Here is a 25877-nt window from a genome sequence, read left to right on the forward strand (position 1 = left end):
ACAGCCGGACCGCCCAGGGGCGGGCGGTCCACCGGACGAGAGGGACCAGACTCATGAGCTCAGTTCTGCGCCCGGCGATATCCGATACCGACCCGGCCGAGGAGCCCGACGGGACCCGCGCGGTCGCCTCGGGCCGGTACCGGCCGGTCTCCACCCATCTGGCCATCGCTCCCCCCGTGAGCGTGGTCATCCCCGCCATGAACGAGGCGGAGAACCTCCCGTACGTCTTCAAGACACTGCCGGACTGGATCCACGAAGTGGTCCTCGTCGACGGCAACTCCACCGACGGCACCGTCGAGGTGGCCCGCGAGGTGTGGCCCGGCGTCAAGATCGTGCCGCAGCGCGGCAAGGGCAAGGGGGACGCCCTCATCACCGGGTTCGAGGCGTGCACCGGCGACATCATCGTGATGGTCGACGCGGACGGCTCGGCCGACGGCCACGAGATCCTGTCGTACGTCTCGGCCCTGGTCTCGGGCGCGGACTTCGCCAAGGGGTCGCGCTTCGCCAACGGCGGTGCCACCGACGACATGACGCTGATCCGCAAGGTCGGCAACTGGGCGCTGTGCACGGTCGTCAACCGCAAGTTCGGCGCCCGCTACACCGACCTCTGCTACGGCTACAACGCGTTCTGGCGGCACTGCCTGGACAAGATCGACCTCGACTGCACCGGGTTCGAGGTCGAGACCCTGATGAACATACGAGTCGTCAAGGCCGGTCTGCGGGTGCAGGAGATACCGAGCCACGAGTACCTCCGCATCCACGGCGCGAGCAATCTGCGGGCCGTGCGCGACGGGCTGCGCGTCCTGCGGGTGATCCTCAGGGAGCGCTCCAACCGGCGTGCGCTGCGGCGCCGTTCCCACGCCACGATGCCGGTCTCCGGCCGAGGAGAGTCGTCTTGAACGGACCGGCCGTCTCGGTCGTGATCTGCGCGTACACCGAGGACCGCTGGGAGGACATCCTCGCGGCGGTCGCCTCGGTCCGCGCGCAGACCCGGCCGGCCCTGGAGACGCTCCTGGTGGTGGACCACAACCAGGCCCTGCTGGAGCGTCTGACCAGGGAGTACAAGGAACACCGGGAGACCGGCGAGGTCCGGGTGCTCGCCAACGCGGGCCCCCGCGGCCTGTCCGCCGGGCGCAACACGGGCATCGCCGCCGCGTCCGGCGAGATCATCGCCTTCCTCGACGACGACGCCGTCGCCGAACGCGACTGGCTGCGCTGGTTCGCCGAGGGGTACGCCGACCCCCGCGTGATGGCCGTCGGCGGCCGTACGGTGCCCGTCTGGGCCTCCGGACGCCGCCCGTCCTGGTTTCCCGAGGAGTTCGACTGGGTCGTGGGCTGCGCCTACAAGGGCCTGCCCGGCGGGGTCGCCCGGGTGCGCAACGTGCTCGGCGGCAACGCCTCGTTCCGCCGCACCGCCTTCGACGCGGCCGGCGGCTTCGCCACCGGGATCGGCCGCGACGGGGACGAACACCCCCTCGGCTGCGAGGAGACGGAGCTGTGCATCCGGCTGACCCGCGCCCGGCCGGACGCGGTCCTGCTCCTCGACGACCGGGCGGTCATCCACCACCGGGTGCCCCGCGTGCGCGAGGGATTCGGGTACTTCCGCGCACGCACCTACGCCGAGGGCCTGTCGAAGGCGCTGGTCGCGCGGAGCGTCGGCGCAGGCAAGGGCCTGGAGTCGGAGCGCCGCTACACCACGCGTGTCCTGCCCGCCGGGGTGGCGCGCGGGCTGCGGGACGCGCTGCTCGGCCGCCGGGGCGGCGCGGGCCGCGCCGGTGCCATCGTCGCGGGGGTCACGGCGGCGGCCGGTGGGTACGTCGTGGGGAGCGTCCGGGCCCGCAGGGGCGGTGTCACGTTCTCCGTCGACGGGATCCCGGCCGGTCAGGGGGGCGAGGGAGGCTCGTCATGACGGAGGACGCCGTACCGGTCCTGATGTACCACGCGGTCGCCACCGCGCCGGGCGACGCCACCCGTGCGCTGTCCGTGGCACCGGAGGCGTTCGCGCAGCAGATGGCGGTGATCGGGGACCTCGGTCTCACCCCGGTCGACACGGCCACCCTGGCGGACAGCTGGCGTTCAGGTCGCCCGCTGCCCGCCCGGCCCGTGCTGATCACCTTCGACGACGGCTACGAGGGCGTGCACCGCCACGCCCTGCCCGTCCTCGCCCAGCACGGCTTCACGGCCTCCCTGTTCGTCTCCACGGCCTGGATCAGGGGCCCGTACGACGACGGCGGCGCCCTCGGCACCATGCTCGACTGGGACCAGGTCCGCGAACTCGCCGAACACGGCGTGGAGATCGGCGGCCACAGCCACACCCATCCGCAGCTCGACATGCTCGACGAGGACCGCCTCCGGTACGAGCTGCGGCGCTGCCGGAGGATCGTCGCCGACGAACTGGGCACCCCGCCCGTCTCCTTCGCCTACCCGTACGGCTACTCCAGCCGCCGGGTGCGGGTCGCGGTGCGGGAGACGGGGTTCGCGCAGGCGCTCGCCGTCGGCAACGCGCTCGCCCGGCGCCGGCAGGGACCGTACGCGCTGCGCCGGGTCACCGTGCGGCGCTCCACCGGGGTCGCGGAGTTCGAGCGGCTGGTCGAGGGCCGCGCCCTCGCCCGCGGGTTCGCCCGGGACCGTGCCCTGACCAAGGGGTACGCCATGGTCCGAAGAGCACGACAGGTGGGAAGGGCCGTCCGTTCCCGTGTCTGACACGACGACCACCACGGCCGGGCGGACCGGGAGCGGCACGGCGGGGACCCCAGGGCCGCGGTCCGGCTCCGCCCGCCGGCTGCGGCTGCCCGGCCTCGGCAGGGGGGCCGGCGGCAACCAGCTGTTCCGCAACGCCTACGCGCTGATGCTGAACACCGGGATCTCGGCCGTGCTCGGCCTCGGCTTCTGGCTGGCCGCGGCCCGCTACTACACCGAGGCCGCGGTCGGGCAGGGCTCCGCCGCGATCGCCGCGATGAAGCTGCTGGCGGGGCTGGCCGCGCTCACGCTGACGGGGGCCCTCGCCCGGTTCATCCCGGTCGCGGGACGCGGCACCGGACGGCTGGTCTTCCGCACGTACGCGGGCAGTTCGGTGGCCGTGGCGCTCGCCGCCGGGGGGTTCCTGCTGACGCTCGGGCTGTGGGGGTCCTCGTACCGCTTCCTGCACGACCCGGTGAACGCCGTGTCCTTCGTGCTCGCGGTGGTCGCCTGGTCGCTGCTGACCCTTCAGGACGGGGTGCTGACCGGGCTGCGCAGCGCCCTGTGGGTGCCCGTCGGCAACACGGTGTTCTCCGCGGTGAAGCTGGTGCTGCTGGTGGTGCTCGCCACGGCGGTCCCGACCATGGGTGTGTTCGTGTCCTGGGTCGCGGCCATCGCGGTGTCGGTGCTGCCGCTGGGCTGGCTGGTGTTCCGGCGGCTCGTCCCCCGGCACGTGCGGGCGACCGAGGGCCGGGCCCGTCCGCCGACGCTGCGGGAGATCGGCCGCTTCCTCGCGGGCGACTACACCGGCTCGCTGTTCTCCCTCGCGGTGGTCTACCTGGTCCCGGTGATCGTCGCCGCCCAGGTCAGCTCCACCGACAACGCGTACTTCTACATCACCACCACGATCGGCGGCACGGTCAACCTCCTCGCCATCAACATGGGTGCCTCGCTGACCGTGGAGGGCGCCCACGACCCGGCGCGGCTCGCGGCGAACACCCGGGCCGCGCTGCGGCGGATGACGCGGCTCATGCTGCCGGTGTGCGGGGCGCTGTTCTTCGGGGCGCCCTGGATCCTCGCCGTGTTCGGGCAGGGCTACGCGGACGCGGCGACCGGGCTGCTGCGCTGGTTCGCGGTCGGCGCCGCGCTGCGGGTGGTGATGGAGACGTACTTCGCGGTGCTGCGCGCCCAGAGCCGTACCGCCGGACTGGCCTGGCTGCAGGGCCTGCTGTGCGCCCTGGTCCTCGGCCTGACACTGCTGCTGCTCCCCCGCATGGGGCTGATCGGCGCGGGCGTCGCCGAGGTCTCCAGCCTCGCGGTGATCGTGCTGATCGCCGCGCCCCGGCTCTGGCGGATCGTCCGCACCGCACCGCCCCCCGCGGTCCCCGAGGACACGGCACCGGACGGCGACCTCGCCGACCTGGGCCGGGTGGCGTCCACCGCGAGGAAGGAGAGCGGCGTCCGGTCCCGGCACCTCGACTCCGACACCCTCGCCCTCGGCCTGCACCTCGACTTCGACCACATGGAACGCCGCCCCGACGTCCGCCCCGGCCCCGGCACCCCGCCCGCCGGCACCCCGGCCGTCCGCGGGGACCACCGGCCGGCCTGGGCCCAGGACCGGCCGACCCGGCCGCTCCACCTCAACCGGCCACCGGTGCCCGTACGGCCCGCGGACGGGGAGGCCGTCCCGGCCGAGGGGACCGCGGGCACCGCGCGGGACGCGGCCACCGTGGAGCCGGGCGTACGGGAACCGGCACCGCCGCCCGCCGACACGGCACCGTCCGGGCCGCGCCGGGAACGGCTGCCGCGCCCCACCCGCGCCGGTCTGGTCCTCGGCTGCCTCCTGATCGCGGCGCTGCTGCTGTACTGGGTGCCCGCGCTCGCGCTGGACGACTCCGTGCTGGACGGCATGGACGGCCTCGGCCTGGTCTCGGTGCTGCCGCAGCCGACGCTGGCCGGGGCGGCGCTGCTGGCCGTCGTGTTCGCCGGGCTGCTGTGGCTCGGCCGCGAACACCGGCTTCTGCTGCTGGTCACACTGCTGGCCACGGTGGTGTCGCTGCACGCGCTGCCCGCCGTGATCGAGGCCGAGCCGCGTTTCGCGACGGCCTGGCAGCATCTCGGCTTCCTCGACCACATCGACCGCACCGGCTCGGCGGTCCCCGACCTGGACGCCCGCTGGAGCTGGCCGGGCTTCTTCGCGGCGGCCGCGTTCGTGGCCGGGGCCTGCGGGATCGACGACCTGACCGAGGTCATCCGCTGGTGGCCGACCGCCATGCAACTGCTTTACCTGGCCCCGATGTTCCTCCTCGCCCGCCATGTGCGCGCGAACTGGCGCGCCAGATGGACGGGCGTGTGGATCTTCGTGCTGAGCGGCTGGGTGGGCCAGGACTACTTCTCCCCGCAGGGCCTCACCTACCTCCTCTATCTGGCGTTCGTGGCCATCCTCCTGGTGTGGTTCCGCGCCCCGCGCATGCTGTGGGCCACGGTCCGGCCCGGCGAGGCCGAGGTGGAGCCGACCGACCGACGGCAGCGGGCGGTGCTGCTGGCGGTCCTGCTCGCCCTGTACGCGGCGACCGTCCCGGCCCACCAGCTCACCCCGTTCGTGATGCTGGGCGTCCTCGCCGCCCTCGTCCTGGTCGGCCGCTGCGAACTGCGCGGCCTGCCCCTGCTGTTCGCCGTCCTGGTCGCCGCCTGGGTGGGCTTCCTCGCCGAGCCGTACTGGTCGGGCCACTTCGACGAACTCTTCGGCGGGGTCGGCGGCGTCGGCGGGAACGTCACGTCCTCGGTCTCCGGCCGTATCGGCGAGGGGAGTTCCACACACAAGCTCGTGCTGTACGCGCGCGTGGCCCTCGCCGGCCTGGTCATGCTCCTGGCCTGCTACGGCTTCCTGCGCCGACGCGCGCACAGGTACCGCGAACGCTCCCTGCTGGTGCTGACCTTCGTGCCGTTCCTCGGTTTCGGGATGCAGTCCTACGGCGGCGAGATGGCCCTGCGGGTCTTCATGTTCGCGCTGCCCGGTGCCGCGCTGCTCGCCGCGCTCGCGCTGTTCCCGCGCTCCGGCGCGAGCGCCGAGGAACGCGCCCGGGACCGGCGCAGCCTCGCCCCGGCGGCCGCCCTCGTGGCCGGTCTCGTCCTCGTCGGCGGCTTCCTCGTCGCCCGCTGGGGCAACGAGCCCTTCGAGCGCGTCCGCACCGGCGAGGTCGCCGCCATGGAGTACGTGTACGCCCACGACGAGCCCACCGTACGGCTGCTCTGGCTCAGCGACGACCCGGTCGAGTCGGTGACGCCCGCGCTGCCGTGGGGCGCCCGGGACATGGAGAGGGTGGAGTACGTGCCGACGCTCGCCCCGGTCGATCCGGTGCTGGTGTCGGGGCTGGTCAAGGCGCTCAGGGACGCGGGCCCCCACTCCTACCTCATCGTCAACCGCGGCCAGGCCACGTCCCTCCAGATGGACTCCGGCTACCCCGCGCGGTGGGACACCCGACTCATCCGCAACCTCGACGCGCGCAAGGAACTCAAGACGGTCTTCGCCGACGAGGACGCGACGCTCTTCGCCCTGCGCGAGCAGACCGGCAGGGCCCCCGCGCCCGACCCCGGCCCGATCGGCCCGCAGGTGACCTGGACCCCGTGGTCGGTGGCCGGGGGGCTGGCGACGATCGCCCTGATCGTGCTGCTGACCACCCGAGAGTTCGTCCGCGTGGCGGCCCGCCCGAGCGTCCGCCGACTCCGCCTGCTGCAGGGCGGCTTCTGGTTCGGTCTGCCGCTGCTGGCCCTGCTGCTGGCGTCACTGGTGCAGCGGTTCCTGACAATGGGGGGCGGCCTGTAGGGGATGTCGGGCGGGGCTCATCGTCCGAGCCACCTCACCTCGTACGCCCCCATGCCGAACCGCCGCCCGTCGATCTTCGCGCTGATCCGCCGGTCGAGGGTGTTGACCACGAGCACGGCGTCGTCGTCGGCCAGCACCCGCACGTTCGGCCGGTCGTCGGCGGCCACCGCCACCGACTCGTACCGCGTGCCCGGCGGGAACTCCGCACCGAACCGGGCCAGCAGGTCGTACATGGGCAGCGCCCTGCCGCCGTCACCGGTGTCGGTCGGGGTCCACAGGCATCCGGGGCACTCCCCGCTGCGTTCCTCCGGGTTCCAGTAGAACGCGGAGGTCGCGCCGCCCTTCGCCATGCCGATCAGCCCGGCGGCCTGCACGGCGACCCGCCGGGTCTCGGACCAGCCGTGGCGGTCGTCGTTCGCGTCGGCGGGCTCCACGTAGTACTCGGCCCACCACAGCGGCAGCCCCGGCGCGCGCTTTCGCACCCACGCGCTCACCGCCGTGAACTTCTCCGTGGCCGCGAACTCGTCGGGCAGCAGCTCGTCGTCCGCGGTGTAGCTGGAGCCGTCGACGACCACGAAGTCCGCGCCCGCCCGGTTGTCGTTCCAGTAGTCGAAGGCGTCGAGGACCCGCTGGTCCATGCTGCCCCAGGGGCCCTTCAGGGACGTCGACGCGTCCTGCTCCTGCCGGGGGTCCAGGCTGTCCATGACGAGGTAGGGCCCGCCGACCATGATGTCCTCGTCGACCTTCTTCAGGGCCGTGTACACGAGGTTGTACAGGCGGGTGTAGCCCTCGTAGTCCCAGCGGGCCTCGTCGTCGTTCCAGAAGCCCTTGAACTCGTTCCAGACGATGAAGTGCCGCACGTCCGGGTAGCGCCGAGCGACGGTGGCGGCGAGGTCCGCGAAGTCCTGGAAGTGCTCGGGCTCGGGGGCGGTCTCCAGCGCGGCCTGGCTCCAGTCCGTCCGGTCGGCGCCGGACTCCCCGCCCTTCATCCAGTCGGGGGCGCAGCACAGGGTGACGACGGGCGTGCCGCCGGTGGCGCGGACGAAGTCGACGCGCCGGTCCATCTCCTCGAAGTCGTACCGCCCCTCGACCGGTTCGGGGTTGCCGGCGCCCCAGCCCATGATGTGCTGGATCTGGGGCAGGGGCCGCTCGCCGAGGCGTTTCTCGACGCGTTCGACGGCGGCCCGGCTGCCGTCGTCCGCGCTGAACTGGGTGTGGGTGAAGCCCCAGCCGACCTCGGGCCCGAGGTCGTCGGGCGGGACGGCGGGCGTGCCGTGCACCTTGTCGCCGTCGCGTGAGGTACCGGCGGTGCCGCCGTCGCCGGGCAGGGTGCCCAGCAGGGTCACGACCAGGGCCAGAACGGCCGCCCCCACGCCGAGGAGCGCGGTGAGCCGCCACCGCCGGTCCCCCGCGTTCCACCCCTGCCGTCGCATCAAGGGCAACAGTAACGGCGTGGGACGCCGGTGGGGGAGGTTCCGTCACCGACGACCGACTCGCCACGCAAAGCGGATGCACGGCGAGCCCTCCGTGACGGATCATGACGGCATGTCTGCGAACCCTTACGACGCTCTGCCGGTCCGGCTCAACGTCGACGACAGCGACTCCCCGTCCGACGTCGTCGACGCGCTGTTCCTCGGCCGCTTCGCGACGGGCGAGCAGCCGTACGCGCACGCGGCGAACATCGACCGGGTGCGCACCGGTGTGACCCTGCTGCCGCCGGGCGCGCGCGTCCTGCGCGTGGCGCGCGACGACGACCGCAGCGCGACCCTCGCCGAGGGCGACGGCTGGACGCTGCTGGTCTCCCGCTGGAACCGGGGCGCCGACGTCACCGTGACGGCGACCACCGCCGAACTGGCGGAGAAGGTGCTGGGCCAGGCCACGGACGGCGCGGCCGACGAGCCCGAACCGCAGCCGGAGAACGTGACGATGGGCTTCTGGTACGTCTCGCCGCGCCGGGGCCCGCACCGTACGACGCGGCAGATCTCGGCGGGCACCTGGGAGGAGGTGCGGCCCAACTACACGGCGCCGGTGGCGGACGCGATGGACCGTCTGATGAAGACGACCCCGGAGGACATCGCGGGCCGGCTCCTGCTGCTGCACGGTCCGCCCGGCACCGGCAAGACCTCCGCCCTGCGCACGCTGGCCCGTTCCTGGCGGGACTGGTGCCAGGTCGACTGCGTCCTGGACCCCGAGCGTCTCTTCTCCGACGTCGGCTATCTGATGGACATCGCGATCGGCGAGGAGGACGCCACCGGCAAGGGCCGCTGGCGGCTGCTCCTGCTGGAGGACTGCGACGAGCTGATCCGCGGCGAGGCCAAGCACACGGCCGGGCAGGCGCTGTCCCGGCTGCTCAACCTCACCGACGGCCTCCTCGGGCAGGGCCGCAACGTCCTGGTCGGTGTCACCACCAACGAGGACCTGGAGCGCCTGCACCCGGCGGTCGTCCGCCCCGGCCGCTGCCTCGCCCGGATCGAGGTCGGTCCGCTGACCCGGCAGGAGGCGGTGAACTGGCTCGGCATGGACGAGGGCGTCGGCCGCGAGGGCGCGACCCTGGCCGAGCTGTACGCCCTGCGCCGGGGCACCTCGCCCACGTCCCTGCCGGAGCCGCGCGGCGGCGCGGACGCGGGCCTGTACCTGTAGCCGCGCCCCGGCGGCCGGCTGCCACGGGGACGTGAGGGGGCGGCCGGTCCGCCCCGCCCGGTGCCGCGGGGTCCTGGGTGTCGGTGCGGCGCCCGGGTGCTTTGATGGAGATATGACCCTGCTCGTCGGCACGTCGGGGTGGCAGTACAAGGACTGGCGGGGCGCCCTCTACCCGGAGGGCTGCCCCACCCGTCTCTGGCTGGAGGAGTACGCGGCGCGTTTCGCCACGGTGGAGAACAACAACGCCTTCTACCGGCTGCCGTCCCGCGAGACCTTCGAGGCCTGGCACGACCGGACCCCGCCGGGCTTCGTCGTCGCGGTGAAGGCGAGCCGCTTCCTGACCCACATCAAGCGGCTCAGGGACCCCGAGGAACCCGTGGAGCGCCTGATGAGCCACGCCGAGGGCCTCGGGGACCGGCTGGGTCCGGTCCTCCTCCAGCTGCCGCCCACCCTCCGCGCCGACCCGCCCCTGCTCGACGCGTGCCTCGCGCGGTTCCCCGCCGGGACACGGGTCGCCGTGGAGCCCCGCCACGCGTCGTGGTGGACCGACGAGGTGCGCCGGGTCCTGGAGGCCCGCTCCGCCGCCCTGTGCTGGGCCGACGTCCGCTCCCGCCCCGCGACGCCGCTGTGGCGCACCACCGACTGGGGCTACGTCCGCTTCCACGTCGGCCGCGCCCACACCTGGCCCCATTACGGCCGTCAGGCCCTCACCACCTGGGTCCACCGCGTCGCCGCCACCTGGCCCGACAGCGCCGACGTCCACGCCTACTTCAACAACGACCCCCACGCGGCGGCCGTGCTGGACGCCATGACCTTCGCCCGGGCGGCCCGCAGAGCGGGTCTGACGGTGACGAGGACCCCGGAGCGGCTGCCCGGCTGACGCCCGCGCCGGGCCCGTCAGTCGCCGTAGACCGCCCGCAGGGCGTCCCGGACCGCCGCGAGGGCCTCCGCCTCACCGAGGCCCAGGCGCCGCGCCCGCTCCGCGTACCCCGCGGCGGCCGTCGCCGCCTCCTTCTCCGCGGCCGACCCGGCGGCGGCCACGAACGTGCCGTTGCGCCCGCGCGTCTCGATCACCCCGTCCGTCTCCAGCGCGCGGTACGCCTTGGCGACGGTGTTGGCGGCGAGCCCGAGCTCCTCGGCGAGCCCCCGCACGGTCGGCAGCCGGTACCCCACGGGCAGCGCCCCGGACCGGGCCTGCTCCGAGATCTGGGCGCGCACCTGCTCGTAGGGCGCGCTCCCCTCCACGATGCGAATGTTCAAGGTCACGCGGCGATTGTCCCGTACGCACCGGCCGCGGTCGCCGCACTCGCGCCGGACGCCCGCCGGTCATGTCGTAGCAGGCCCGCCGGAAATTCGGAGGCGTCCGGCGACACCGTCCGCGTACCGTGCGACCACATGACACTGATCGTGCGCGACCTGCGGACCGCGGACCCGGCGGACACCGCGGCCTTCGCCGAGGTGCGCGGGCGCGCCCTCCCCTTCCTGGTCAGCACCCCGGAGTCCGTGCTCCACGAGGTCACCCACGCGCCGGCGGAGGCCCGCCTCGGGCGCCTCGTGGCCGAGGCGGACGGCGAGGTGATCGGGACCGCGCAGCTGGGCATCGCCCACGACAGCCCGGTACCGGGTCAGGGCTACCTCAACGTGTACGTACACCCGGAGCGCGTGCGCCGGGGCGCGGGCTCCCTGCTGGTGCGCGCCGCCGAGGAGCAGCTCGCGGCGGCGGGCGCGCGGCGGCTGTTCGCGTGGGTGCTGGACACCCCGGACGACCGGGCGTTCGCCGAGCGGCGCGGCTACACGGGCAGCAGGTCCGCCCACTTCCTGCGGCTGGACCTCGCGACCGGCAGCCTGCCCCCGCTGCGGGAGCCGCCGGACGGTGTCGAGCTGCGGACGGTCGCCGACTTCGCCGACGACCCGCGCCCGCTGTTCGCGCTGGACGCGGAGACCACGGCGGACGAACCGGGCGATGTCGGCGCCGAGTTCGACGACTACGAGCAGTGGCTCGCCGAGACCTTCCGCCATCCGCTGCTCGACCACGCGCTGAGCACGGTGGTCGTGGTGGACGGCACACCGGCCGCGTTCACCGCGGCCCGCACGGACGGCGTGTCCCGCTACTTCACCGGGATGACGGGCACGGCCCGCGCCTTCCGCGGCCGGGGCCTGGCGAAACTCGCCAAGAACGACTCCCTGCACCGCGCCCGTGCCGCCGGATACACGGAGGCGTTCACCGGCAACGACGCCGGGAACGGGCCGATGATCGCGATCAACAAGTGGTTCGGTTACGCAGTGTGCGCGACGGAGGTGCGCCATGTCCGGGAACTCGGCTGACTCGACCGGCGGGTTGGAGGTCGTCCTGCGGAAGGCGGGGCGGACGAAGATCCGGTATCCCGCGCGGCTGCTGGACGACGACGGTGTCCGGGTCGTCGTCCACGCCGACTGGGCGAGCCCGGGGGTGCGGGACTTCGGCTTCGTACGGTTCGAGCCCGGTGACGTCTTCACGGAGCACTACTGGCGCGACCGGTGGTACGCCGTGAAGGAGGTCCGCGACGCGCGGGGCGGTCTGAAGGGCTGGTACTGCGACATCACCCGTCCCGCCGTGCGGTCCGGCGGGGAACTCGTCGTCGAGGACCTCGACCTGGACCTGTGGCGCTCCGCGGACGGCACGGCCGTACTGCGGCTGGACGAGGACGAGTTCGCGGACAGCGGCCTCCTGACCAGCGACCCGGAGGCCGCCGCGGCGGCCCTGGCCGCCCTGGACGAGCTGGAACTCCTCGCGAGGGACGGCGGCTTCACGGCCCTGCTGGGCTGACCGGGAGACCCGCGGCGGCGGGTCGTGCACGGCGCATCAGAGGTCCGCCACCACCGCGTACCGCTCGTCCTCGACCCGCTTCCCCCACAGCCGCGCGTCGTCGTCGAGCCGGACCACCGCCGCGTCGGGGACGAGCGGCGCGAGGAGCCCGCGCAGCCGCGCCGCGGGTATGCCGACCGGGCCGACCGTCCCCCACACGCCCTCGACGAGCACGAGGCGGCCCGCGGGCCGCAGCAGCCCGCACCAGTGACGCAGGGCACGGGCGGGGTCGGGCAGGGCCCACAGGACGTGCCGGACGAGGACGACGTCGAAGCGCTCCTCGCCGACGGGCGGCGCCGTCGCGTCACCGACGAGGAACACGGCCGGGTGCCCGGCGAGTTTGGCGCGGGCGCGGCCGACCATGGCCGGGGAGGAGTCGACGCCGGTCACCCGGTGCCCCTGCTCGGTCGCGAGGAGCGACAGGCTGCCGGTGCCGCAGCCGACGTCCAGGACATCGGCGGGGCGGCGCGGCAGCCAGTCCCGCAGGCGGGCCGCCCACGCCTCCCGGACGACGGGATCCCGCAGGCCGTGATCGGGTTCGTCGTCGAAAACGGCGGCCTGCGCGTCCCAGTCGACGGGCGGGGACGGGTCGTTCGGTACGGACTTCTTCGCGGTTTCGGGGCTCCCGGAGGTTTCGCCGTCGTCGATGTTGGTCATGCCGCCAGAGTGACACCTGCCACTGACAGTCCAGAGGGTGACAGCCGCCACTGACACAGCACGACCCGATGAGTAACGCTCCCGGAAGAGGTCTACCTCCGTGACACCGCGGGACACGGTAGACGCAAGGAGGCAGCCATGCGCCGTACGACCGTGCAGAAGCCCCTGAGGAAGTCCGACTCCCGCCGGGTGCGGGAAGAGGCCGACGAGCGCCCCGTCGAGCGCCGGGAAGTGCGGAAGGACATCGCGCGCACCTGGTGGCCGGACGGCTGACCCCGCCGGTCCGGCCCGTCGGCCGGGCCGCTCAGGACTCCGGGCGTCCGGGAGTCCCGGAGTCCGCCACAGGACGCACGAGCGTGCGGTCCAGCAGGTCGAGCAGGGCCGTCCAGTGGCGTTCCGCCGCCTCGGCGTCGTAGGCGGCGGTGTCGGCCTGGGTGTAGCCGTGGGAGGCGCCCGGGTACACCTCGGTGCGGTGGGTGACACCCGCCTCCGTGAGCGTCCTGTCGAGCAGTTCGATCTGCTCCGGCGGCATGGACGAGTCGTTGTCGGCGAACCCGAGGTACACCTCGGCCGTGATGCGCTCCACGGTCAGGTGCGGGCTGTCCGGGGCGTCGGTCGCCAGCCGGCCGCCGTGGAACCCGCCCACGGCCGCGACCCGCTCCGGGAAGGCGCTCGCGGTACGCAGCGCGAGTGCGGCGCCCATGCAGTAGCCGGTGACGCCGACGGGCCCGTCCGTGGTGTGCGGGCTGTCCGCCAGCCACGTCAGGTAGGCCGCGGCGTCCCGCACCGCCAGGTCCGGTGTCAGCGCCAGCATCACGGGGAGGATCCGGTCCCACAGTTCGGGGCGCGCCCCGGGGTCGATGAAGTCGGGCAGGTCGAAGAGCGGGGCGCGTCCCTCGCGGTGGAAGACGTTGGGCAGGAGGACCGCGTAGCCGGCCCCGGCCAGCCGGTCGGCCATCGCCCTCAGGTGCGGCCGCGGTCCGAACGCGTCCATGTAGAACAGCACCGCGGGATACGGGCCGTCGCCGTCGGGGCGGACGAAGTAGGCGTCGACGGCGCCGTCCTGGGTGGTGATGTCCACGGTCGTTCCGCGTACGGCGGTCATGGATGCTCCTCTTCTTCACTCCGGCAGGTCGTCAACCGGTCGTCAACTGTCGTGGCCGGTCGCATTGTTCCGCGTCCGGGTGAGAACGGGATCACCGACGGCTCGGCGGCCGGTGTTCCTGAGCCCTCGGTTAGCCCTTCCTTAACGCGACCATAAGGATCTCCCGCACCCGCCCTCAGCAGGCGAGATCGCGGTTCCGTGGGGCTAGCTTGCTGATCGACCGGAAAACCCGGCCCGGCCGGAGCCCCGGCTCGGCGGGAGAACCCGGAAACCCGGAACCGCTTCGAGGAGTACCGCCATGCCCGCTGCCCGCCGCAGGGCCGCCGCGTTCGTCACCGCCGGTGTCGTCGGTGCCGCCCCGTTCGCCCTGACCGTGTCCGCCGCCGGGCCCGCCGCGGCGCACGGTTCGCTGGGCGACCCGGTGAGCCGGGTGGCGCAGTGCTACGCGGAGGGCCCCGAGAACCCGCGCTCGGCGGCGTGCCGGGCGGCGGTCGCGGCCGGGGGTACCCAGGCGCTGTACGACTGGAACGGCGTACGGATCGGCGATGTCGCCGGCCGGCACCGGGAGCGCGTCCCGGACGGGGAGCTGTGCAGCGCGGGCAACGCGGCGTTCAAGGGCCTCGACCTGGCCCGCGCCGACTGGCCGGCGACGAGCGTGCGCCGCGGTTCGTACCCGTTCAGGTACCGGGTGACCGCGCCGCACAAGGGCACGTTCACGGTGTACGTCACCAGGCCCGGGTACTCCCCCTCCCGGCCGCTCGCGTGGGACGACCTGGATCTCGCGCACCCGGTGGCGACGTCCACCGACCCGGCCGCGTCAGGCGGTTTCTACGCGTTCTCCGGGACGCTTCCGCAGCGCTCGGGCAGGCATCTGCTGTACACGGTCTGGCAGCGCTCGGACAGCCCGGAGGCGTTCTACTCCTGCTCGGACGTCACCTTCGGCGGAGCAGGCGCAGGCGCAGGCGCGGGCACGGGCACGGGCACGGGGACGGGGACGGACTCCGGCTCCGGCTCCGGCTCCGGCTCCGGCGGTGAGACGTCCGCGCCGCCGAGCGCGCCCTCCGACGAGCAGATCGCGGACGGCGCGGGCAGGTCGACCGTCGAGCACGGCGGCCACGGTGACGACGACGCGGCGACGACGACGGACCCGGACCCGGCGGGGTCCGCGACGTCCTCCGGCGGGACCGGCACCGGGACCGACGCGGGGGACACGGCCGCAGAGCCGGCCGGCGGACCGGTCGACGGCGGTGACGCCCCGGGCACGGCGGAGTCCGCAGGCGCCCGGGAGAACCTCGCCGAGACGGGCGGCGCCGGCGTGACCCCGTATGTGGCGATCGGCGGCGCGGCGGTCCTGGCGGCGGGCTCCTCGCTGCTGTTCGCCGCGGCCCGCCGCCGCGCGGCCGGCCGGGGCAGGCAGGGCGGCTGACGGACTCCGGGGCCTGCCCGGCGGCTCAGGCCGGACAGGCCCCGGTGGTGTGCGTCCGGGTCACCCGCGCCACGGGTGACCCGGCGTGCGGGCACGTGTCAGCCGATGACCGACAGACAGGTCGTCGGGGTGGCGTGGGCCGGGTCGAGGGCGTTGGTGACCTCGTGGAAGGCGATGCGGTCGATGATGCCGATCGCCGCGTGCTCGGAGAGGTCGGCGGCGCACAGGTCCTGGACGACGACGTTGCGCACGTTCGGACCGGTGAGGAACTGGGACCGGTAGGGCGTGACGACCTCGTCGTACTTGGTGGCGATGACCGTGTAGGTGACGCCGGGGACGGTGTCGCCGCCCGCGTTGAGCTTCTTCAGGAACGGGGAGCCGACGACCTGGTCGGCGAGGGCGGGGGTGGCGGTGGACAGCAGATCGGCCGCGCCGGGGAAGTAGTCGAGGAGCTGGGTGAGGCCGCCCAGGGTGGTGCCGTGGTTGGAGGGGGCGATGCCGACGAGGGCGTTCACCTCCGCCGCCCCGCCGAGGAACTTGAGGTAGTAGCGGGGCATCATGCCGCCCTGCGAGTGGCCGACGAGGTCGACCTCGGCGGCGCCGGTCGAGGCGAGCACCCGGTCGACGAAGGTGTCGAGCTGCTGTGCCGACTTCTCGATCGGGCCGAGGCCGTTGAAGAAGGGGACGCCGGGGAGCTGCCCGTAGTCGAGGGAGTAGACGCAGTACCCGCGGTTGACCAGGTACGGGGCGAGGCCCAGCCAGTTGTCGACGGAGTTGGCGAACGTCCCGTGCACGAGGACGACGGGGCGGGGGTGGGCACTGGACGGCTTGCACGCGTAGTCGTTCCAGCCACGGCTGGAAGTGGCGGCCGTGTCGGCGGCCGCGGAGGTGGCGGGGACGGTGGTCGCCGCGGCGGCGAGGAGCAGGGCGGCCAGCGGTCTGATCAGGCGCTTCCAGGGCAGCATCAAGTGATCTCCTTGCGGCTCAAGGGACATGCGACGGCGTTCGCCCTGTGATCCGGATCACGAGGATGCTGTTCTTATCCAGCCAAGTTACGGGCGGGTAGGGAAACTGGGAAGTTACGCGTCAGTAAAAACTTCAAGTGATGCCTGTGGACGCTGATATCACGCGGCGAAACCGTCACCAGGCCGGCCTGATGGGGCCATAGGGGGCGATGCGCGCCAACTGTTCGCGCAGTGCCCGCACTTCCGCCTCCCCGCCGAGCGCACCGCTCCACCCCCGGATCACCTCGGCCGCCGCCTCCTCCGCCGCCCGGGTGCAGGCCCACCCCCGGTCGGTCAGCACGATCAGCCGGGCACGGGCGTCCCGAGGGTGCGGCCGGCGCTCGACGTACCCCTTGGCGACCAGTTCGTCGACGAGCTGACTGGCGCCCTGCTTGGTCACTCCGAGATGACGGGCGAGTTCGGTGACCGTCGCGCCGTCCGGAGCGAGCCGGGTGAACGCGAAGCCGTAGGCGGGCCGCCCCTCGAAGCCGCGGGCGACGACCCCGTCATGGATGCGCTGCGTCAGATCGCCCGCGACGGCGAGCAGGGCGGCGGTCAGCCCGAGGGCCTCGGAGTTCTGCATGCCCGCATTGAAACACCCTTGACGAATTGGTCAAGCTGCTTGACCATAGTTCCATATAGTCAACCAGCTTGACCATCTTCTCCAGGAGGCCCGCATGCCCGTGGTCCGTTCGTCCGACGCCGTCACCCACGAGATCCACGGCGCCCGCTTCGTCTCGTACGCCACGCCCCGCACCGGCAGCAGGGAACTGGCGGCCTGGCGGGGGGAGATCCCCGCCGGCACCACGGCGCCCGCCCACACCGTCACCAAGGAGGAGATCTTCCATCTGCTCCACGGCGAACTGCTGATCACCCTCGACGGCCGCACCGAGCGCGTCGGGGCGGGCGACACCCTGATCATCAACGCGGGGGCGACCCTCGCCGTGGAGAACCCGACGGCGGAGACCGCCGTCACCTGGGTCACCACCTCCCTGGGCCTGGAGGCCGAGCTGGCCGACGGCACGCGGATCGTGCCGCCGTGGGCCAACTGACACCCCTGGGCGTCACGCCGCCAGCGTCCCCGGCACGATCGCGCGCGGGCCGAACTTCGCCCGCGCCCGGTCAGCGACCTCCTCGATCCGGCGGAGCTTGTCGTCCGTGGGGTCGAAGGCGAGCTGGTGGGCGGCCTCCTCGGCGGGGGTGAGGCCCTCGGCGCGCAGGGCGATCGCCCGGACACGGGCGCGCTGGAGACCGAGGGCGGCGTACATCCCGTAGGCGGTGCGGGTGAGTTCCGGCGAGTGGGCGGTCGGCTCCGGGAGGGTGCGGGTGCGGGTCGTCGAGGACCGGTCGGCGTAGCGGACGGTGAGGGTGAGGGTGCGGCACACCGTGTCCAGGGCGCGCAGCCGGGAGCCCAGCTCCTCGGCGGTGGCGAGCAGGGCACGGCGGTGCCGGTCCGGGTTCAGCTCGTCGTGCGCGAAGGGGTGTTCGGCGGCGAGGGACCGGGAGACGGCGTTGGGGACGACCCGGCCGCGGTCGATGCCGTTCGCCTTCTCGTGGAGTTCGCGGCCGGTCCGCGCGCCGACCAGGCGCTGGAGCGTGGACAGGGGCGCGGCGGCGACCCGGCCGAGGGTGTCGAGGCCGTACTCGCACAGGGTGCGGGCGGTCGCGGTGCCGACACCGGGCAGCGCGGCGACGGGCCGCTCGGCGAGGAAGTCCACGACCAGGTCCTCGGGGACCGCGCACGGTTCGCCGGGTTCGGCCCGACCCAGGGCCATCCGGGCGAGCAACGGTCCGGGCCCGGCGCCGATCGCGCAGTCGATGCCGTACAGCGCGAGGGCACGGACCCGGATCAGCCGGGCCAGTTCCTCGGCGCCCCGGCCGAAGTACCGTTCGGCGCCCCGCAGATCGGCCAGCGCGCCGTCGGGCGGCAGCGCCTGGACGACCGGGGTGAAGTCCTCGAGCAGACCGAGCAGCCCGGGCAGGGCGGCCTCGTACTTGGGCGGCAGCTGGAAACGTACGCAGAGGATGGTCATCCCGCACTCCCTGGACTCTGGTGCCACAACTTCCGTACCTTCGAGGGCTCTTCGCCCGCGGGCCGCAGATCGGCCCACGGGTGCATCTCGTAGCCGGTGGGCAGTTGGATGCGGCGGCCGTGCGTCGGGTCGCCGCCGCTCGTGGGCACCGGCTCCGCCAGCCGCGGCGCGACCGCGTCGAGGCCACCCTCGCGCCGCAGTTCCACCAGCTCGGCGAGGTTCCAGGCGGCCGAGCCGACCACGCTGAGGCTGCGCGGGCCGCGCCGCTGCACCACACCGCGCACCAGCAGCAGCCAGGAGTGGAAGACGGTGTGGGCGCACGCCTCGTGGGAGTCGTCGAAGAAGGCGAGGTCGACCAGGCCGGTGCCGTCGTCGAGAGTGGTGAAGACGACCCGCTTGCCGGAGCGGATCGGCGGGGTCTGGGTCGCCGCCTTGGCGCCCGCGACCAGGACCGTCTCCCCGTGACGCGCCTCGCGCAGGCGCCGCGCCGACACCACGCCCAACTCGTCGAGGAACGCGCGGTGGTCGTCCATCAGGTTGCGGGAGACGTCCATCGACAGCACGCCCAGCTCGGCGCTGAGCCGCTCCGCCGGGGAGAGGTCGGGCAGCCCGGCCGAGGCGGTCCCGCGGCCGCCGGACAGCGGGAGCTGTCCCCCTCCGCCGCCCATGCCCCGGGCGCCCCGGTGCAGTTCGGTGAGGTGCAGTTGCAGGTCGCGCCGGTTGGCGCCGAAGGCGTCCAGCGCGCCGACCCGGGCCAGCCGCTGGGCGAGCGGACGGCTCGGCCGCGCCCGCTCCCAGAAGTCCAGCAGCGAGGCGTACGGCCGGCCGGCCGCGATCCGCGCCGCCTCGGCCTCGCTGATGCCGTGCACGTCGGACAGGGCCAGCCGCAGCCCCCAGCGCACGGGTCCGCCCGTTCCCGCCGCTCCGGGCGCCACCGACCCGGGTCCGGCCGGCCCGGGTCCGGCCGGGGAGAGGGCTTCCGGCCCTTTCGGGGCGGATCCCTCCGGGGCGGGTCCCTCCGGGGAGGATCCCTCCGACTCCCTTGATTCAGACACCAGTTCGATACGATGGGTGGCCGCCGACCGGTTCACGTCCACCGGCAGGATCGGCACCCCCCTCCGCCGCGCGTCCGCCAGCAGCAGCCGCTTCGGGTACATCCCGGGGTCGTGGGTGAGCAACCCCGCGTAGAACGCCGCCGGATGATGGGTCTTCAGCCACGCCGACTGGTACGTCGGCACCGCGAAGGCCACCGCGTGCGCCTTGCAGAAGCCGTACGAGCCGAAGGCCTCGACGATCTCCCAGGTCCGGGCGATCGTCTCCGCGTCGTACCCCTTCGCGGCGGCGTGCTGCGCGAACCACACCCGGATCCGCCCCTGCGACTCGGGGTCGGAGAGCCCGCGGCGCACCCGGTCCGCCTCGTCCCGGCCGCAGCCGGTCATGAGGTGCACGATGTCGATGACCTGTTCGTGGAAGACGACGACGCCGTACGTCTCCCGCAGCGGCGCCTCCAGATCGGGGTGCGGGTAGCGGACCGGTGCCCGTCCGTGCCGGGCCGCGATGAACGGCCGCACCATGTCGGCGGCGACCGGACCGGGCCGGAACAGGGAGATGTCGACCACGAGGTCGTGGAAGGTCGACGGCTGGAGCCGCCCCACCAGGTCCCGCTGGCCGGGCGACTCGATCTGGAAGCAGCCCAGCGTCTCGGCGGACCGGATCAGCCGGTACGTGGCCGGGTCGCCCGCGCCGCGCTCGAAGTCGAGGGCGTCCAGGTCGACCCGCTCCCCCGTCGCCCGTTCCACCTCGGCCACCGCGTGCGCCATCGCCGACTGCATCCGCACGCCCAGCACATCGAGTTTGAGCAGCCCGAGGTCCTCGACGTCGTCCTTGTCGAACTGCGACATGGGGAACCCCTCGCCGCTGGTCGGCATCACCGGCGTACGGGCGAGGAGGGAGGAGTCGGACAGGAGGACCCCGCAGGGGTGCATGGCGACGCCGCGCGGGAGGGCGTCGAGGGACTCGACCAGGTCCCACAGCCTGCCGTACCGCTCCTTCTCCCCCGCCAGTTTCCTCAGCTCGGGCAGTTCCTCCAGCGCCGCGCGGGCGTCACGGGCCCGGATGTGCGGGAAGGACTTGGCGATCCGGTCGACGTCGGCGGGGTCCATGGACAGGGCAGCGCCCACGTCACGGACGGCGTGGCGGACACGGTACGTCTCCGGCATCGCCACCGTCGCGACCCGCTCGGCGCCGAAGCGGCCGATGATCGCGCGGTAGACCTCCAGCCGGCGCGCGGACTCCACGTCGATGTCGATGTCGGGCAGCACCACCCGGCGCTTGGACAGGAACCGCTCCATCAGCAGCCCGTGCTCGACGGGGTCGGCGTGCGCGATCCCGAGGAGGTGGTTGACGAGGGAGCCCGCGCCGGAGCCCCGCGCGGCGACCCGGATGCCCATCCGCCGTACGTCGTCGACGACCTGGGCGACGGTGAGGAAGTAGGAGGCGAAGCCGTGGTGGGCGATCACGTCCAGTTCCTGGTGCACGCGCTCCCAGTAGTCGCGCCGGGTGTCGTAGCCGAGCCGCAGCATGCCCGCCGCCGCCCGCGAGGCGAGGACGCGCTGGGCGGTGCGGCGGCCGGCGCCGACGAGGTGCGGCTCGGGGAAGTGGACGGTGCCGAGGCCGAGGTCGTCCTCCGGGTCGACCAGGCACTCGGCGGCGGTGGCGCGGGTCTGCTCCAGCAGCCGGCAGGCGGTGTCCCGGCGGTAGCCCGCGGCCTCGACGATCCGTTCGGCGGCGGCCAGCATGGCACCGGCGTCCTTGAGCCATGCCTCGCCGGAGTCCAGCTCGCCCCGGGGGTCGACCGGGACCAGCCGGCGGGCCGCGTCCAGCACGTCGGCGACGGGCCCCATGCCGGGGTCGGCGTACCGGACGGCGTTGCTGAGCACCGGGCGGATCCGCTGCTCGGCGGCGAAGCCCACGGTCCGGGCGGCCAGCCGCAGCGAGCCGGGGCCGGTGCCCTGACGGCCGTGCCACACCGCCTCCAGCCGCAGGGCGTCACCGAACCGCTCCCGCCAGGGGCCGAGGAGCTTCGCGGCGCGGTCGGGGCGCCCGGCGGCGAGCGCGCGGCCCACGTCGGAGGCGGGGCCGAGCAGCACGGTCAGGCCGTCGCCGGCGCACTCCGCCCAGGGCAGCAGGGGCGGGCCCTCTCCTCGACCGGCTGCCGCACCCCGGCCACCGGCGGCGCCGGCGCTTCGGATGCCGCCCTCATCGCTCCCGGCATGCGACGCAGAAACGATTCCGCACAGCTCGGCCCACCCTTTGGCCCCCTCGCGGGCGAGGAACGTCACCCGCGGGGTCGACTCATCGACAAAGGCACCGCCCCGGACAGGGGCCCGACGTCGCGCCTGCCGCGCGGAGGGCTCGGGTGCCCCCACGGCCAGCTCGGCCCCGAACAGCGGACGGACGCCCGCCGCCGCGCAGGCCTTGGCGAACCGGACCGCGCCCGCGAGGGTGTCCCGGTCGGTGAGCGCGAGGGCGTCCATGCCGCGCTCGGAGGCGCGCTCGGCCAGCCGCTCCGGGTGCGAGGCGCCGTACCGCAGGGAGAACCCGGAGGCGGTGTGCAGATGCGTGAAGCCTGGCATCGCACCTCCCGCACTCGATCAATCGAACATCAGTTCACAGCCTGCCCGTCTCCACCATAGACCACTTCTCGAACCTCTGTACGACATCCGTTCGGCCCCGTCCCACCTGCGCAAACGCGCGGCGCCTCGGACCGTGAGGACATGACCCAGCAGGCCGACAGCCCTCGCCGGTCCCCCGCCCAGGACTCGGACCCGCCGCCGTCCCTCCTCGCCGAGCTGAGAGACGCGATCACTCCGCACGCCACCCTGCTGGTCGTCGGCGTGCTCGCCCTCCAGCTGCTCTTCATCGCCTCGTACGTGGGGGCGCTGCACCATCCGAAGCTCCGGGACGCGCCGTTCGGCGTGGTCGCGCCGCCGGCGGTCGCCGAGCAGACGGTGGCCCGGCTGGAACGCCTGCCGGGTGAGCCGCTGGACCCGCGCAAGGTGGCCGACGCGGCGGCGGCGCGCGAGCTGATCCTCAACCGGGAGATCGACGGCGCCCTGCTCGTCGACCCGGCCCGGACCACCGACACCCTGCTGGTCGCCTCCGGCGGCGGCCGCTCCCTCGCCACCGCGCTGACCACTCTCGTCGGCACGCTGGAGCGGTCCGAGGGACGCACGCTGCGGACGGTGGACGTGTCCCCGGCCGACCTCGGGGACGCCAACGGGCTCACGTCCTTCTACCTGGTCGTGGGCTGGTGCGTCGGTGGCTATCTGTGCGCGTCGGCGCTGGCGGTGAGCGCGGGGGCGCGGCCCACCGATCTGCGGCGCGGCGCGATCCGGCTCGCCGCCCTGGCGGTGTTCTCGGCCCTCGGCGGGCTCGGCGGCGCGGTCATCGCCGGGCCGGTCCTGGGCGCCCTGCCCGGAAGCGTGGCGGCACTGTGGGGGCTCGGGACACTGGTCGTCTTCGCGGTGGGCGCGGCCACGCTCGCGCTCCAGTGCCTCTTCGGGATCGCCGGTATCGGGGTCGCCGTCCTGCTGGTGGTGATCGCCGGCAACCCGAGCGCGGGCGGCGCGCTGCCGCTGCCACTGCTGCCCCCGTTCTGGGCGGCGATCGGCCCGGCGCTGCCACCGGGCGCGGGCGTCTGGGTGGCCCGCTCGATCGCGTACTTCGAGGGCAACGACGTCACCGTCGCCCTGCTGGTGCTCTCCGCCTGGGCAACGGCGGGGGCCGCCATCACCCTGGTGATGGCGGCCCTGAGGAGGACACCGGAACCCCGGCCCTCCGAGGCGTGAGCGGTCGGCCCGGCCGAGCCGGCGGTCCGGCGCGCGGCCTCAGCCGATCTGCGTGCCCGTCGCCGACAGCGCCTCGGTGACCGGCTGGAAGAACGTCTCGCCGCCCGAGGTGCAGTCGCCGCTGCCGCCCGAGGTGAGGCCGATCGCCTTGTCACCCGAGAAGAGGGAACCGCCGCTGTCGCCGGGCTCGGCGCAGACGTCGGTCTGGATGAGGCCGTTGACGATGTCGCCGTTGCCGTAGTTCACGGTGGCGTCGAGGCCGGTGACCGTGCCGCTGTGGACCTGGGTGGTCGAGCCGCTGCGGGTCACCTTCATGCCCACGGTCGCCTCGGCGGCGCCGTTGATGGCCTGGGTCGAGCCGTCGTAGAGGTTGACCTCGCTGGGGTGGTCGACGTCCGCCGTGTACTTGACCAGGCCGTAGTCGTCGCCCGGGAAGCTGGAGTCCGCGTTCTGGCCGATGACCCGACCGCCGGCCGACCAGGTGGAGATGCCCTCGGTGCAGTGACCCGCCGTCAGGAAGAACGGCTCGCCGCCCTTGATCACGTTGAAGCCGAGGGAGCAGCGCCCGCTGCCGCCGGTGATGGCGTCGCCGCCCGCGACGAAGGTCCGGAACTCACCCTTCGTGCGCTTCAGTTCGGCCGTGGCGCCGAGGCCGTCCACGACCTCGGTCAGTCTCGTCAGCTCGGCCTTGGAGACGGTGCGGTCGGCGGTGACGACGACCTTGTTGGTGGTGGGGTCGGTGGCCCAGGAGGTGCCGGGGATGGTGGCGTCCTCCTTGAGGGTCGTCCGCGCGCTCTTCAGCTCGGCGAGGGAGTTCTCGACGATCCGGGCCTTGGCGCCGGCCGCCTCGACGGTCTCGGCGGCGGCCTCGTCGAGCACGTTCACGACGAGGAGCCTGCTCTTCGCGTCGTAGTACGTTCCCGCCGCGTCGGCGCCGAGGTCCTCGCCGAGGGTCGAGGCGAGCTTTCCGGCCGCCAGCACGGAGAGCGCTTTCGGCTGGGCGGTCGGGGCGGTCTCGCTCGCGTTCGCAGTCTGGAAGGTCACTCCCGCCGCGACGAGCGCGGCGATGCCCGCCCCGGTCACGACGGTACGGCGCCGGGCCATGCGTCGGTGCTTCAACTCACGTCCTCCTGTGGGGGGACGGCCGAAGAGGTTGTGGGGACCCCGTTCGACCGTAAGGAATACGGACAAGGAGGCGACGGACTACAAAACGCCGCGTCCATGCCAACTGTGCGGCGCCAACTATTCCGAGACGCACAGGGAGCACACAAGGTCGACTTCAGGACGAGCACACACCGTGGGTCCACGCCCCCTATGTCATTACCGTCCGGTAACGCCCCACAGGAATTCACACTGCAAACACAGGAGACAACGATCTCCTGCGCAACGGGTGAGGACTAGCCCTGTCCGAAAATCACCTACGCGAGACCCGATTGCCTACGCGGCGTCCCGCGACGGAAGTTGCTCCCGCACCGATCACCGCACCGTCCCGACGGCGGCCCGGCCGCCACGAACAGGACGAGCCCCCGCACGTCGTCACGTGCGGGGGCTCGAACTACTGACTACCGACCTCGATGCGCCAGACGGTTGGATGCGGGTGCCGGGGGGAAGAGCACCCGCTCGGGGCCGGCCCGCCCGACCGGTGGTCCGGCCGGGCTAGTAGACGCTGACGCCGTAGGCGCTCAGGGCCTCGGTGACCGGCTGGAAGAAGGTCGTACCACCGGAGGTGCAGTTGCCACTGCCGCCGGAGGTCAGACCGTACGCTACGCCGTTGCTGCCGTAGAGCGGGCCGCCGGAGTCGCCGGGCTCGGCACAGACCGTGGTCTGGATCATGCCGTAGACGATGTCGCCGCCACCGTAGTTCACGGTCGCGTTGAGAGCGGTCACGCGTCCGGTGTGGGTCCCGGTGGTGGAGCCGGTACGGATGACGTTGGTGCCCACGCTCGGGGTGGCGGCGCTGGTGATGTCGACGCTGCCGGCGGTGCCGTCCTTGGCGATGGACGTGTTGCTGTAGCGCACGATGCCGTAGTCGTTGGTCGGGAAGCTCGACCCGGTGGTCGGGCCGAGGACCGTCGTACGACCGGAGTTGGAGTACCACGTGCCCGCGCCGTCGGTGCAGTGACCGGCGGTCAGGAAGTAGTAGGTGCTCCCACTGCGGACGTTGAAGCCGAGCGAGCAGCGCCAGCTGGTCGCGTAGATGGCGTCGCCGCCCTTGATGAGCTTGTTGAACTTGCCCGGCGTCCGCTTGATCGTCAGAGCGCCGGCCTTGTCGCCCGCCGCTTCCTTGATCTTCAGCAGTTCGGCCTGGGAGACCGTGCTGTCGACGGTGACGACGAGCTTGTCCGTCTTCTCGTCGATGGCCCAGGCGGTACCGGGGATGTCCGCCTTGAGCACCGACGCGCTGGCGCTCTTGAGCTCCGCCGCGCTGAAGGTACGGGCGTCTGCCGCACTGGCGGTGGGGACGGTGGCGGCTGCCGCGGCCACGAGTCCGGTGGTCACGGCGATCAGCCGGGTCCGTCTCGCGATTCCGCTGCGGGGAGTGGTGCGCTTGATCCTCACTGTTCGTTCCCTCCTAAAGGGAAGTCGGGGGCCCGCGTGGGGTTTGGGCCCGTGAGGCGCGAATCAGGGCACGTGTCCGGATTCCGAACATGCCGTGCTCCTGACAAGGCGCTGCGGGGAAGTATTCGGCCGCACCACCGATCCCCGCAAGGGTGCCTTTCGGCCGCTCGAACACCAACCGGCCCAGTGGGCAAGGCAGTTGATCTCAACGGCGGAGTTGTGGGGATTCTGTGTGAATCCCGGACGGCCCCAA

The 25877-nt window shown here is 73.3% G+C and carries 22 protein-coding genes; 12 read left to right on the plus strand and 10 right to left on the minus strand.

Going from position 1 to position 25877, the window contains the following annotated elements; translation table 11 throughout:
- The first annotated feature begins 53 nt into the window (after window positions 1-53).
- The 4 genes from GSY65_RS07040 to GSY65_RS07055 are packed head-to-tail and all read left to right on the plus strand — an operon-like array spanning window position 54 to window position 6505.
- Window positions 54-899, plus strand: a complete 846-nt coding sequence (locus tag GSY65_RS07040) for a glycosyltransferase family 2 protein (RefSeq protein ID WP_159766495.1) — start codon at window positions 54-56, stop codon at window positions 897-899.
- A complete protein-coding gene (locus GSY65_RS07045) occupies window positions 896-1909 on the plus strand; it encodes a glycosyltransferase (RefSeq protein ID WP_159766496.1) in 1014 nt (337 codons plus the stop codon). The genes GSY65_RS07040 and GSY65_RS07045 overlap by 4 nt, the downstream gene beginning before the upstream one ends.
- The gene (locus GSY65_RS07050) at window positions 1906-2703 is read left to right on the plus strand and encodes a polysaccharide deacetylase family protein (RefSeq protein ID WP_159766497.1); all 798 of its coding nucleotides are present in this window, start codon (window positions 1906-1908) and stop codon (window positions 2701-2703) included. The genes GSY65_RS07045 and GSY65_RS07050 overlap by 4 nt, the downstream gene beginning before the upstream one ends.
- Window positions 2696-6505, plus strand: a complete 3810-nt coding sequence (locus tag GSY65_RS07055; RefSeq protein ID WP_159766498.1) for a lipopolysaccharide biosynthesis protein — start codon at window positions 2696-2698, stop codon at window positions 6503-6505. Before GSY65_RS07050 ends, GSY65_RS07055 begins: the two co-directional genes overlap by 8 nt.
- A gap of 17 nt (window positions 6506-6522) precedes the next feature.
- Here GSY65_RS07055 and GSY65_RS07060 read toward each other — a convergent pair whose 3' ends face one another.
- Window positions 6523-7938, minus strand: coding sequence for a GH39 family glycosyl hydrolase (locus GSY65_RS07060; RefSeq protein WP_159766499.1), 1416 nt, complete (start codon window positions 7936-7938; stop codon window positions 6523-6525).
- A 112-nt stretch (window positions 7939-8050) separates the two neighbouring features.
- On the opposite strand from GSY65_RS07060, the gene GSY65_RS07065 reads away from it, so the two are divergent.
- Window positions 8051-9145, plus strand: coding sequence for a DUF5925 domain-containing protein (locus tag GSY65_RS07065; protein ID WP_159766500.1), 1095 nt, complete (start codon window positions 8051-8053; stop codon window positions 9143-9145).
- 112 nt (window positions 9146-9257) lie between these two features.
- Window positions 9258-10025 (plus strand): DUF72 domain-containing protein, encoded by a 768-nt coding sequence (locus GSY65_RS07070; RefSeq protein ID WP_159766501.1) that lies wholly within the window; start codon window positions 9258-9260, stop codon window positions 10023-10025.
- A 17-nt stretch (window positions 10026-10042) separates the two neighbouring features.
- On the opposite strand, the gene GSY65_RS07075 is transcribed toward GSY65_RS07070, so the two are convergent.
- Window positions 10043-10411, minus strand: coding sequence for a GntR family transcriptional regulator (locus GSY65_RS07075; protein ID WP_159766502.1), 369 nt, complete (start codon window positions 10409-10411; stop codon window positions 10043-10045).
- 129 nt (window positions 10412-10540) lie between these two features.
- Here GSY65_RS07075 and GSY65_RS07080 point away from each other — a divergent pair, with 129 nt between their 5' ends.
- Window positions 10541-11470 (plus strand): GNAT family N-acetyltransferase, encoded by a 930-nt coding sequence (locus GSY65_RS07080; protein ID WP_201452466.1) that lies wholly within the window; start codon window positions 10541-10543, stop codon window positions 11468-11470.
- The gene (locus GSY65_RS07085) at window positions 11451-11951 is read left to right on the plus strand and encodes a DUF402 domain-containing protein (protein ID WP_159766503.1); all 501 of its coding nucleotides are present in this window, start codon (window positions 11451-11453) and stop codon (window positions 11949-11951) included. The genes GSY65_RS07080 and GSY65_RS07085 overlap by 20 nt, the downstream gene beginning before the upstream one ends.
- Window positions 11952-11987: 36 nt before the next feature.
- Here the strand turns inward: GSY65_RS07085 and GSY65_RS07090 are convergent, their stop codons facing one another.
- The gene (locus tag GSY65_RS07090; RefSeq protein ID WP_159766504.1) at window positions 11988-12647 is read right to left on the minus strand and encodes a class I SAM-dependent methyltransferase; all 660 of its coding nucleotides are present in this window, start codon (window positions 12645-12647) and stop codon (window positions 11988-11990) included.
- Between the two features lie 138 nt (window positions 12648-12785).
- On the opposite strand from GSY65_RS07090, the gene GSY65_RS34290 reads away from it, so the two are divergent.
- The gene (locus GSY65_RS34290) at window positions 12786-12920 is read left to right on the plus strand and encodes a hypothetical protein (RefSeq protein ID WP_258193464.1); all 135 of its coding nucleotides are present in this window, start codon (window positions 12786-12788) and stop codon (window positions 12918-12920) included.
- A gap of 31 nt (window positions 12921-12951) precedes the next feature.
- Here GSY65_RS34290 and GSY65_RS07095 read toward each other — a convergent pair whose 3' ends face one another.
- Window positions 12952-13752: a dienelactone hydrolase family protein gene (locus GSY65_RS07095; RefSeq protein ID WP_159766505.1), complete on the minus strand. Its 801-nt coding sequence runs from the start codon at window positions 13750-13752 to the stop codon at window positions 12952-12954.
- 298 nt (window positions 13753-14050) lie between these two features.
- Between GSY65_RS07095 and GSY65_RS07100 the strand changes: the two genes are divergently transcribed.
- Window positions 14051-15178, plus strand: a complete 1128-nt coding sequence (locus GSY65_RS07100) for a lytic polysaccharide monooxygenase auxiliary activity family 9 protein (RefSeq protein WP_159766506.1) — start codon at window positions 14051-14053, stop codon at window positions 15176-15178.
- Between the two features lie 98 nt (window positions 15179-15276).
- Here GSY65_RS07100 and GSY65_RS07105 read toward each other — a convergent pair whose 3' ends face one another.
- Both GSY65_RS07105 and GSY65_RS34650 read right to left on the minus strand, forming a co-directional pair.
- A complete protein-coding gene (locus tag GSY65_RS07105) occupies window positions 15277-16143 on the minus strand; it encodes an esterase/lipase family protein (protein WP_159766507.1) in 867 nt (288 codons plus the stop codon).
- 175 nt (window positions 16144-16318) lie between these two features.
- Window positions 16319-16765: a MarR family winged helix-turn-helix transcriptional regulator gene (locus tag GSY65_RS34650; protein ID WP_159766508.1), complete on the minus strand. Its 447-nt coding sequence runs from the start codon at window positions 16763-16765 to the stop codon at window positions 16319-16321.
- A 94-nt stretch (window positions 16766-16859) separates the two neighbouring features.
- Between GSY65_RS34650 and GSY65_RS07115 the strand changes: the two genes are divergently transcribed.
- Complete coding sequence (locus GSY65_RS07115) at window positions 16860-17234, plus strand: cupin domain-containing protein (protein WP_159766509.1); 375 nt, start codon at window positions 16860-16862, stop codon at window positions 17232-17234.
- Window positions 17235-17246: 12 nt separating this feature from the next.
- Here GSY65_RS07115 and GSY65_RS07120 read toward each other — a convergent pair whose 3' ends face one another.
- Together GSY65_RS07120 and GSY65_RS07125 are read right to left on the minus strand one after the other, a co-directional pair.
- Window positions 17247-18215: a DNA polymerase Y family protein gene (locus tag GSY65_RS07120; RefSeq protein WP_159766510.1), complete on the minus strand. Its 969-nt coding sequence runs from the start codon at window positions 18213-18215 to the stop codon at window positions 17247-17249.
- Window positions 18212-21850 carry a DNA polymerase III subunit alpha gene (locus tag GSY65_RS07125; RefSeq protein ID WP_159766511.1) on the minus strand — a complete coding sequence of 1213 codons (3639 nt, stop codon included), beginning with the start codon at window positions 21848-21850 and terminating at the stop codon, window positions 18212-18214. The genes GSY65_RS07120 and GSY65_RS07125 overlap by 4 nt, the downstream gene beginning before the upstream one ends.
- Before the next feature lie 141 nt (window positions 21851-21991).
- On the opposite strand from GSY65_RS07125, the gene GSY65_RS07130 reads away from it, so the two are divergent.
- On the plus strand, window positions 21992-23065 hold the full coding sequence (locus GSY65_RS07130) for a DUF3533 domain-containing protein (protein ID WP_159766512.1): 1074 nt from the start codon (window positions 21992-21994) through the stop codon (window positions 23063-23065).
- Window positions 23066-23104: 39 nt separating this feature from the next.
- Here the strand turns inward: GSY65_RS07130 and GSY65_RS07135 are convergent, their stop codons facing one another.
- Window positions 23105-24184, minus strand: a complete 1080-nt coding sequence (locus GSY65_RS07135; RefSeq protein WP_159766513.1) for a S1 family peptidase — start codon at window positions 24182-24184, stop codon at window positions 23105-23107.
- Between the two features lie 537 nt (window positions 24185-24721).
- Window positions 24722-25624: a S1 family peptidase gene (locus GSY65_RS07140; RefSeq protein ID WP_159766514.1), complete on the minus strand. Its 903-nt coding sequence runs from the start codon at window positions 25622-25624 to the stop codon at window positions 24722-24724.
- Window positions 25625-25877: the final 253 nt, after the last annotated feature.

Source organism: Streptomyces sp. HM190 (assembly GCF_009857135.1).
GTDB classification, from domain to species: Bacteria; Actinomycetota; Actinomycetes; order Streptomycetales; family Streptomycetaceae; genus Streptomyces; species Streptomyces heilongjiangensis.

Bases quoted from the DNA above. Each gene is read 5' to 3' on its own strand.
- GSY65_RS07060 (WP_159766499.1), bottom strand. From the start codon at position 7,938: ATGCGACGGCAGGGGTGGAACGCGGGGGACCGGCGGTGGCGGCTCACC.
- GSY65_RS07125 (WP_159766511.1), bottom strand. From the start codon at position 21,850: ATGCCAGGCTTCACGCATCTGCACACCGCCTCCGGGTTCTCCCTGCGG.
- GSY65_RS07105 (WP_159766507.1), bottom strand. From the start codon at position 16,143: ATGCTGCCCTGGAAGCGCCTGATCAGACCGCTGGCCGCCCTGCTCCTC.
- GSY65_RS07095 (WP_159766505.1), bottom strand. From the start codon at position 13,752: ATGACCGCCGTACGCGGAACGACCGTGGACATCACCACCCAGGACGGC.
- GSY65_RS34650 (WP_159766508.1), bottom strand. From the start codon at position 16,765: ATGCAGAACTCCGAGGCCCTCGGGCTGACCGCCGCCCTGCTCGCCGTC.
- GSY65_RS07130 (WP_159766512.1), top strand. From the start codon at position 21,992: ATGACCCAGCAGGCCGACAGCCCTCGCCGGTCCCCCGCCCAGGACTCG.
- GSY65_RS07115 (WP_159766509.1), top strand. From the start codon at position 16,860: ATGCCCGTGGTCCGTTCGTCCGACGCCGTCACCCACGAGATCCACGGC.
- GSY65_RS07090 (WP_159766504.1), bottom strand. From the start codon at position 12,647: ATGACCAACATCGACGACGGCGAAACCTCCGGGAGCCCCGAAACCGCG.
- GSY65_RS07050 (WP_159766497.1), top strand. From the start codon at position 1,906: ATGACGGAGGACGCCGTACCGGTCCTGATGTACCACGCGGTCGCCACC.
- GSY65_RS07120 (WP_159766510.1), bottom strand. From the start codon at position 18,215: ATGACCATCCTCTGCGTACGTTTCCAGCTGCCGCCCAAGTACGAGGCC.
- GSY65_RS07085 (WP_159766503.1), top strand. From the start codon at position 11,451: ATGTCCGGGAACTCGGCTGACTCGACCGGCGGGTTGGAGGTCGTCCTG.
- GSY65_RS34290 (WP_258193464.1), top strand. From the start codon at position 12,786: ATGCGCCGTACGACCGTGCAGAAGCCCCTGAGGAAGTCCGACTCCCGC.
- GSY65_RS07100 (WP_159766506.1), top strand. From the start codon at position 14,051: ATGCCCGCTGCCCGCCGCAGGGCCGCCGCGTTCGTCACCGCCGGTGTC.
- GSY65_RS07080 (WP_201452466.1), top strand. From the start codon at position 10,541: ATGACACTGATCGTGCGCGACCTGCGGACCGCGGACCCGGCGGACACC.
- GSY65_RS07065 (WP_159766500.1), top strand. From the start codon at position 8,051: ATGTCTGCGAACCCTTACGACGCTCTGCCGGTCCGGCTCAACGTCGAC.
- GSY65_RS07070 (WP_159766501.1), top strand. From the start codon at position 9,258: ATGACCCTGCTCGTCGGCACGTCGGGGTGGCAGTACAAGGACTGGCGG.
- GSY65_RS07040 (WP_159766495.1), top strand. From the start codon at position 54: ATGAGCTCAGTTCTGCGCCCGGCGATATCCGATACCGACCCGGCCGAG.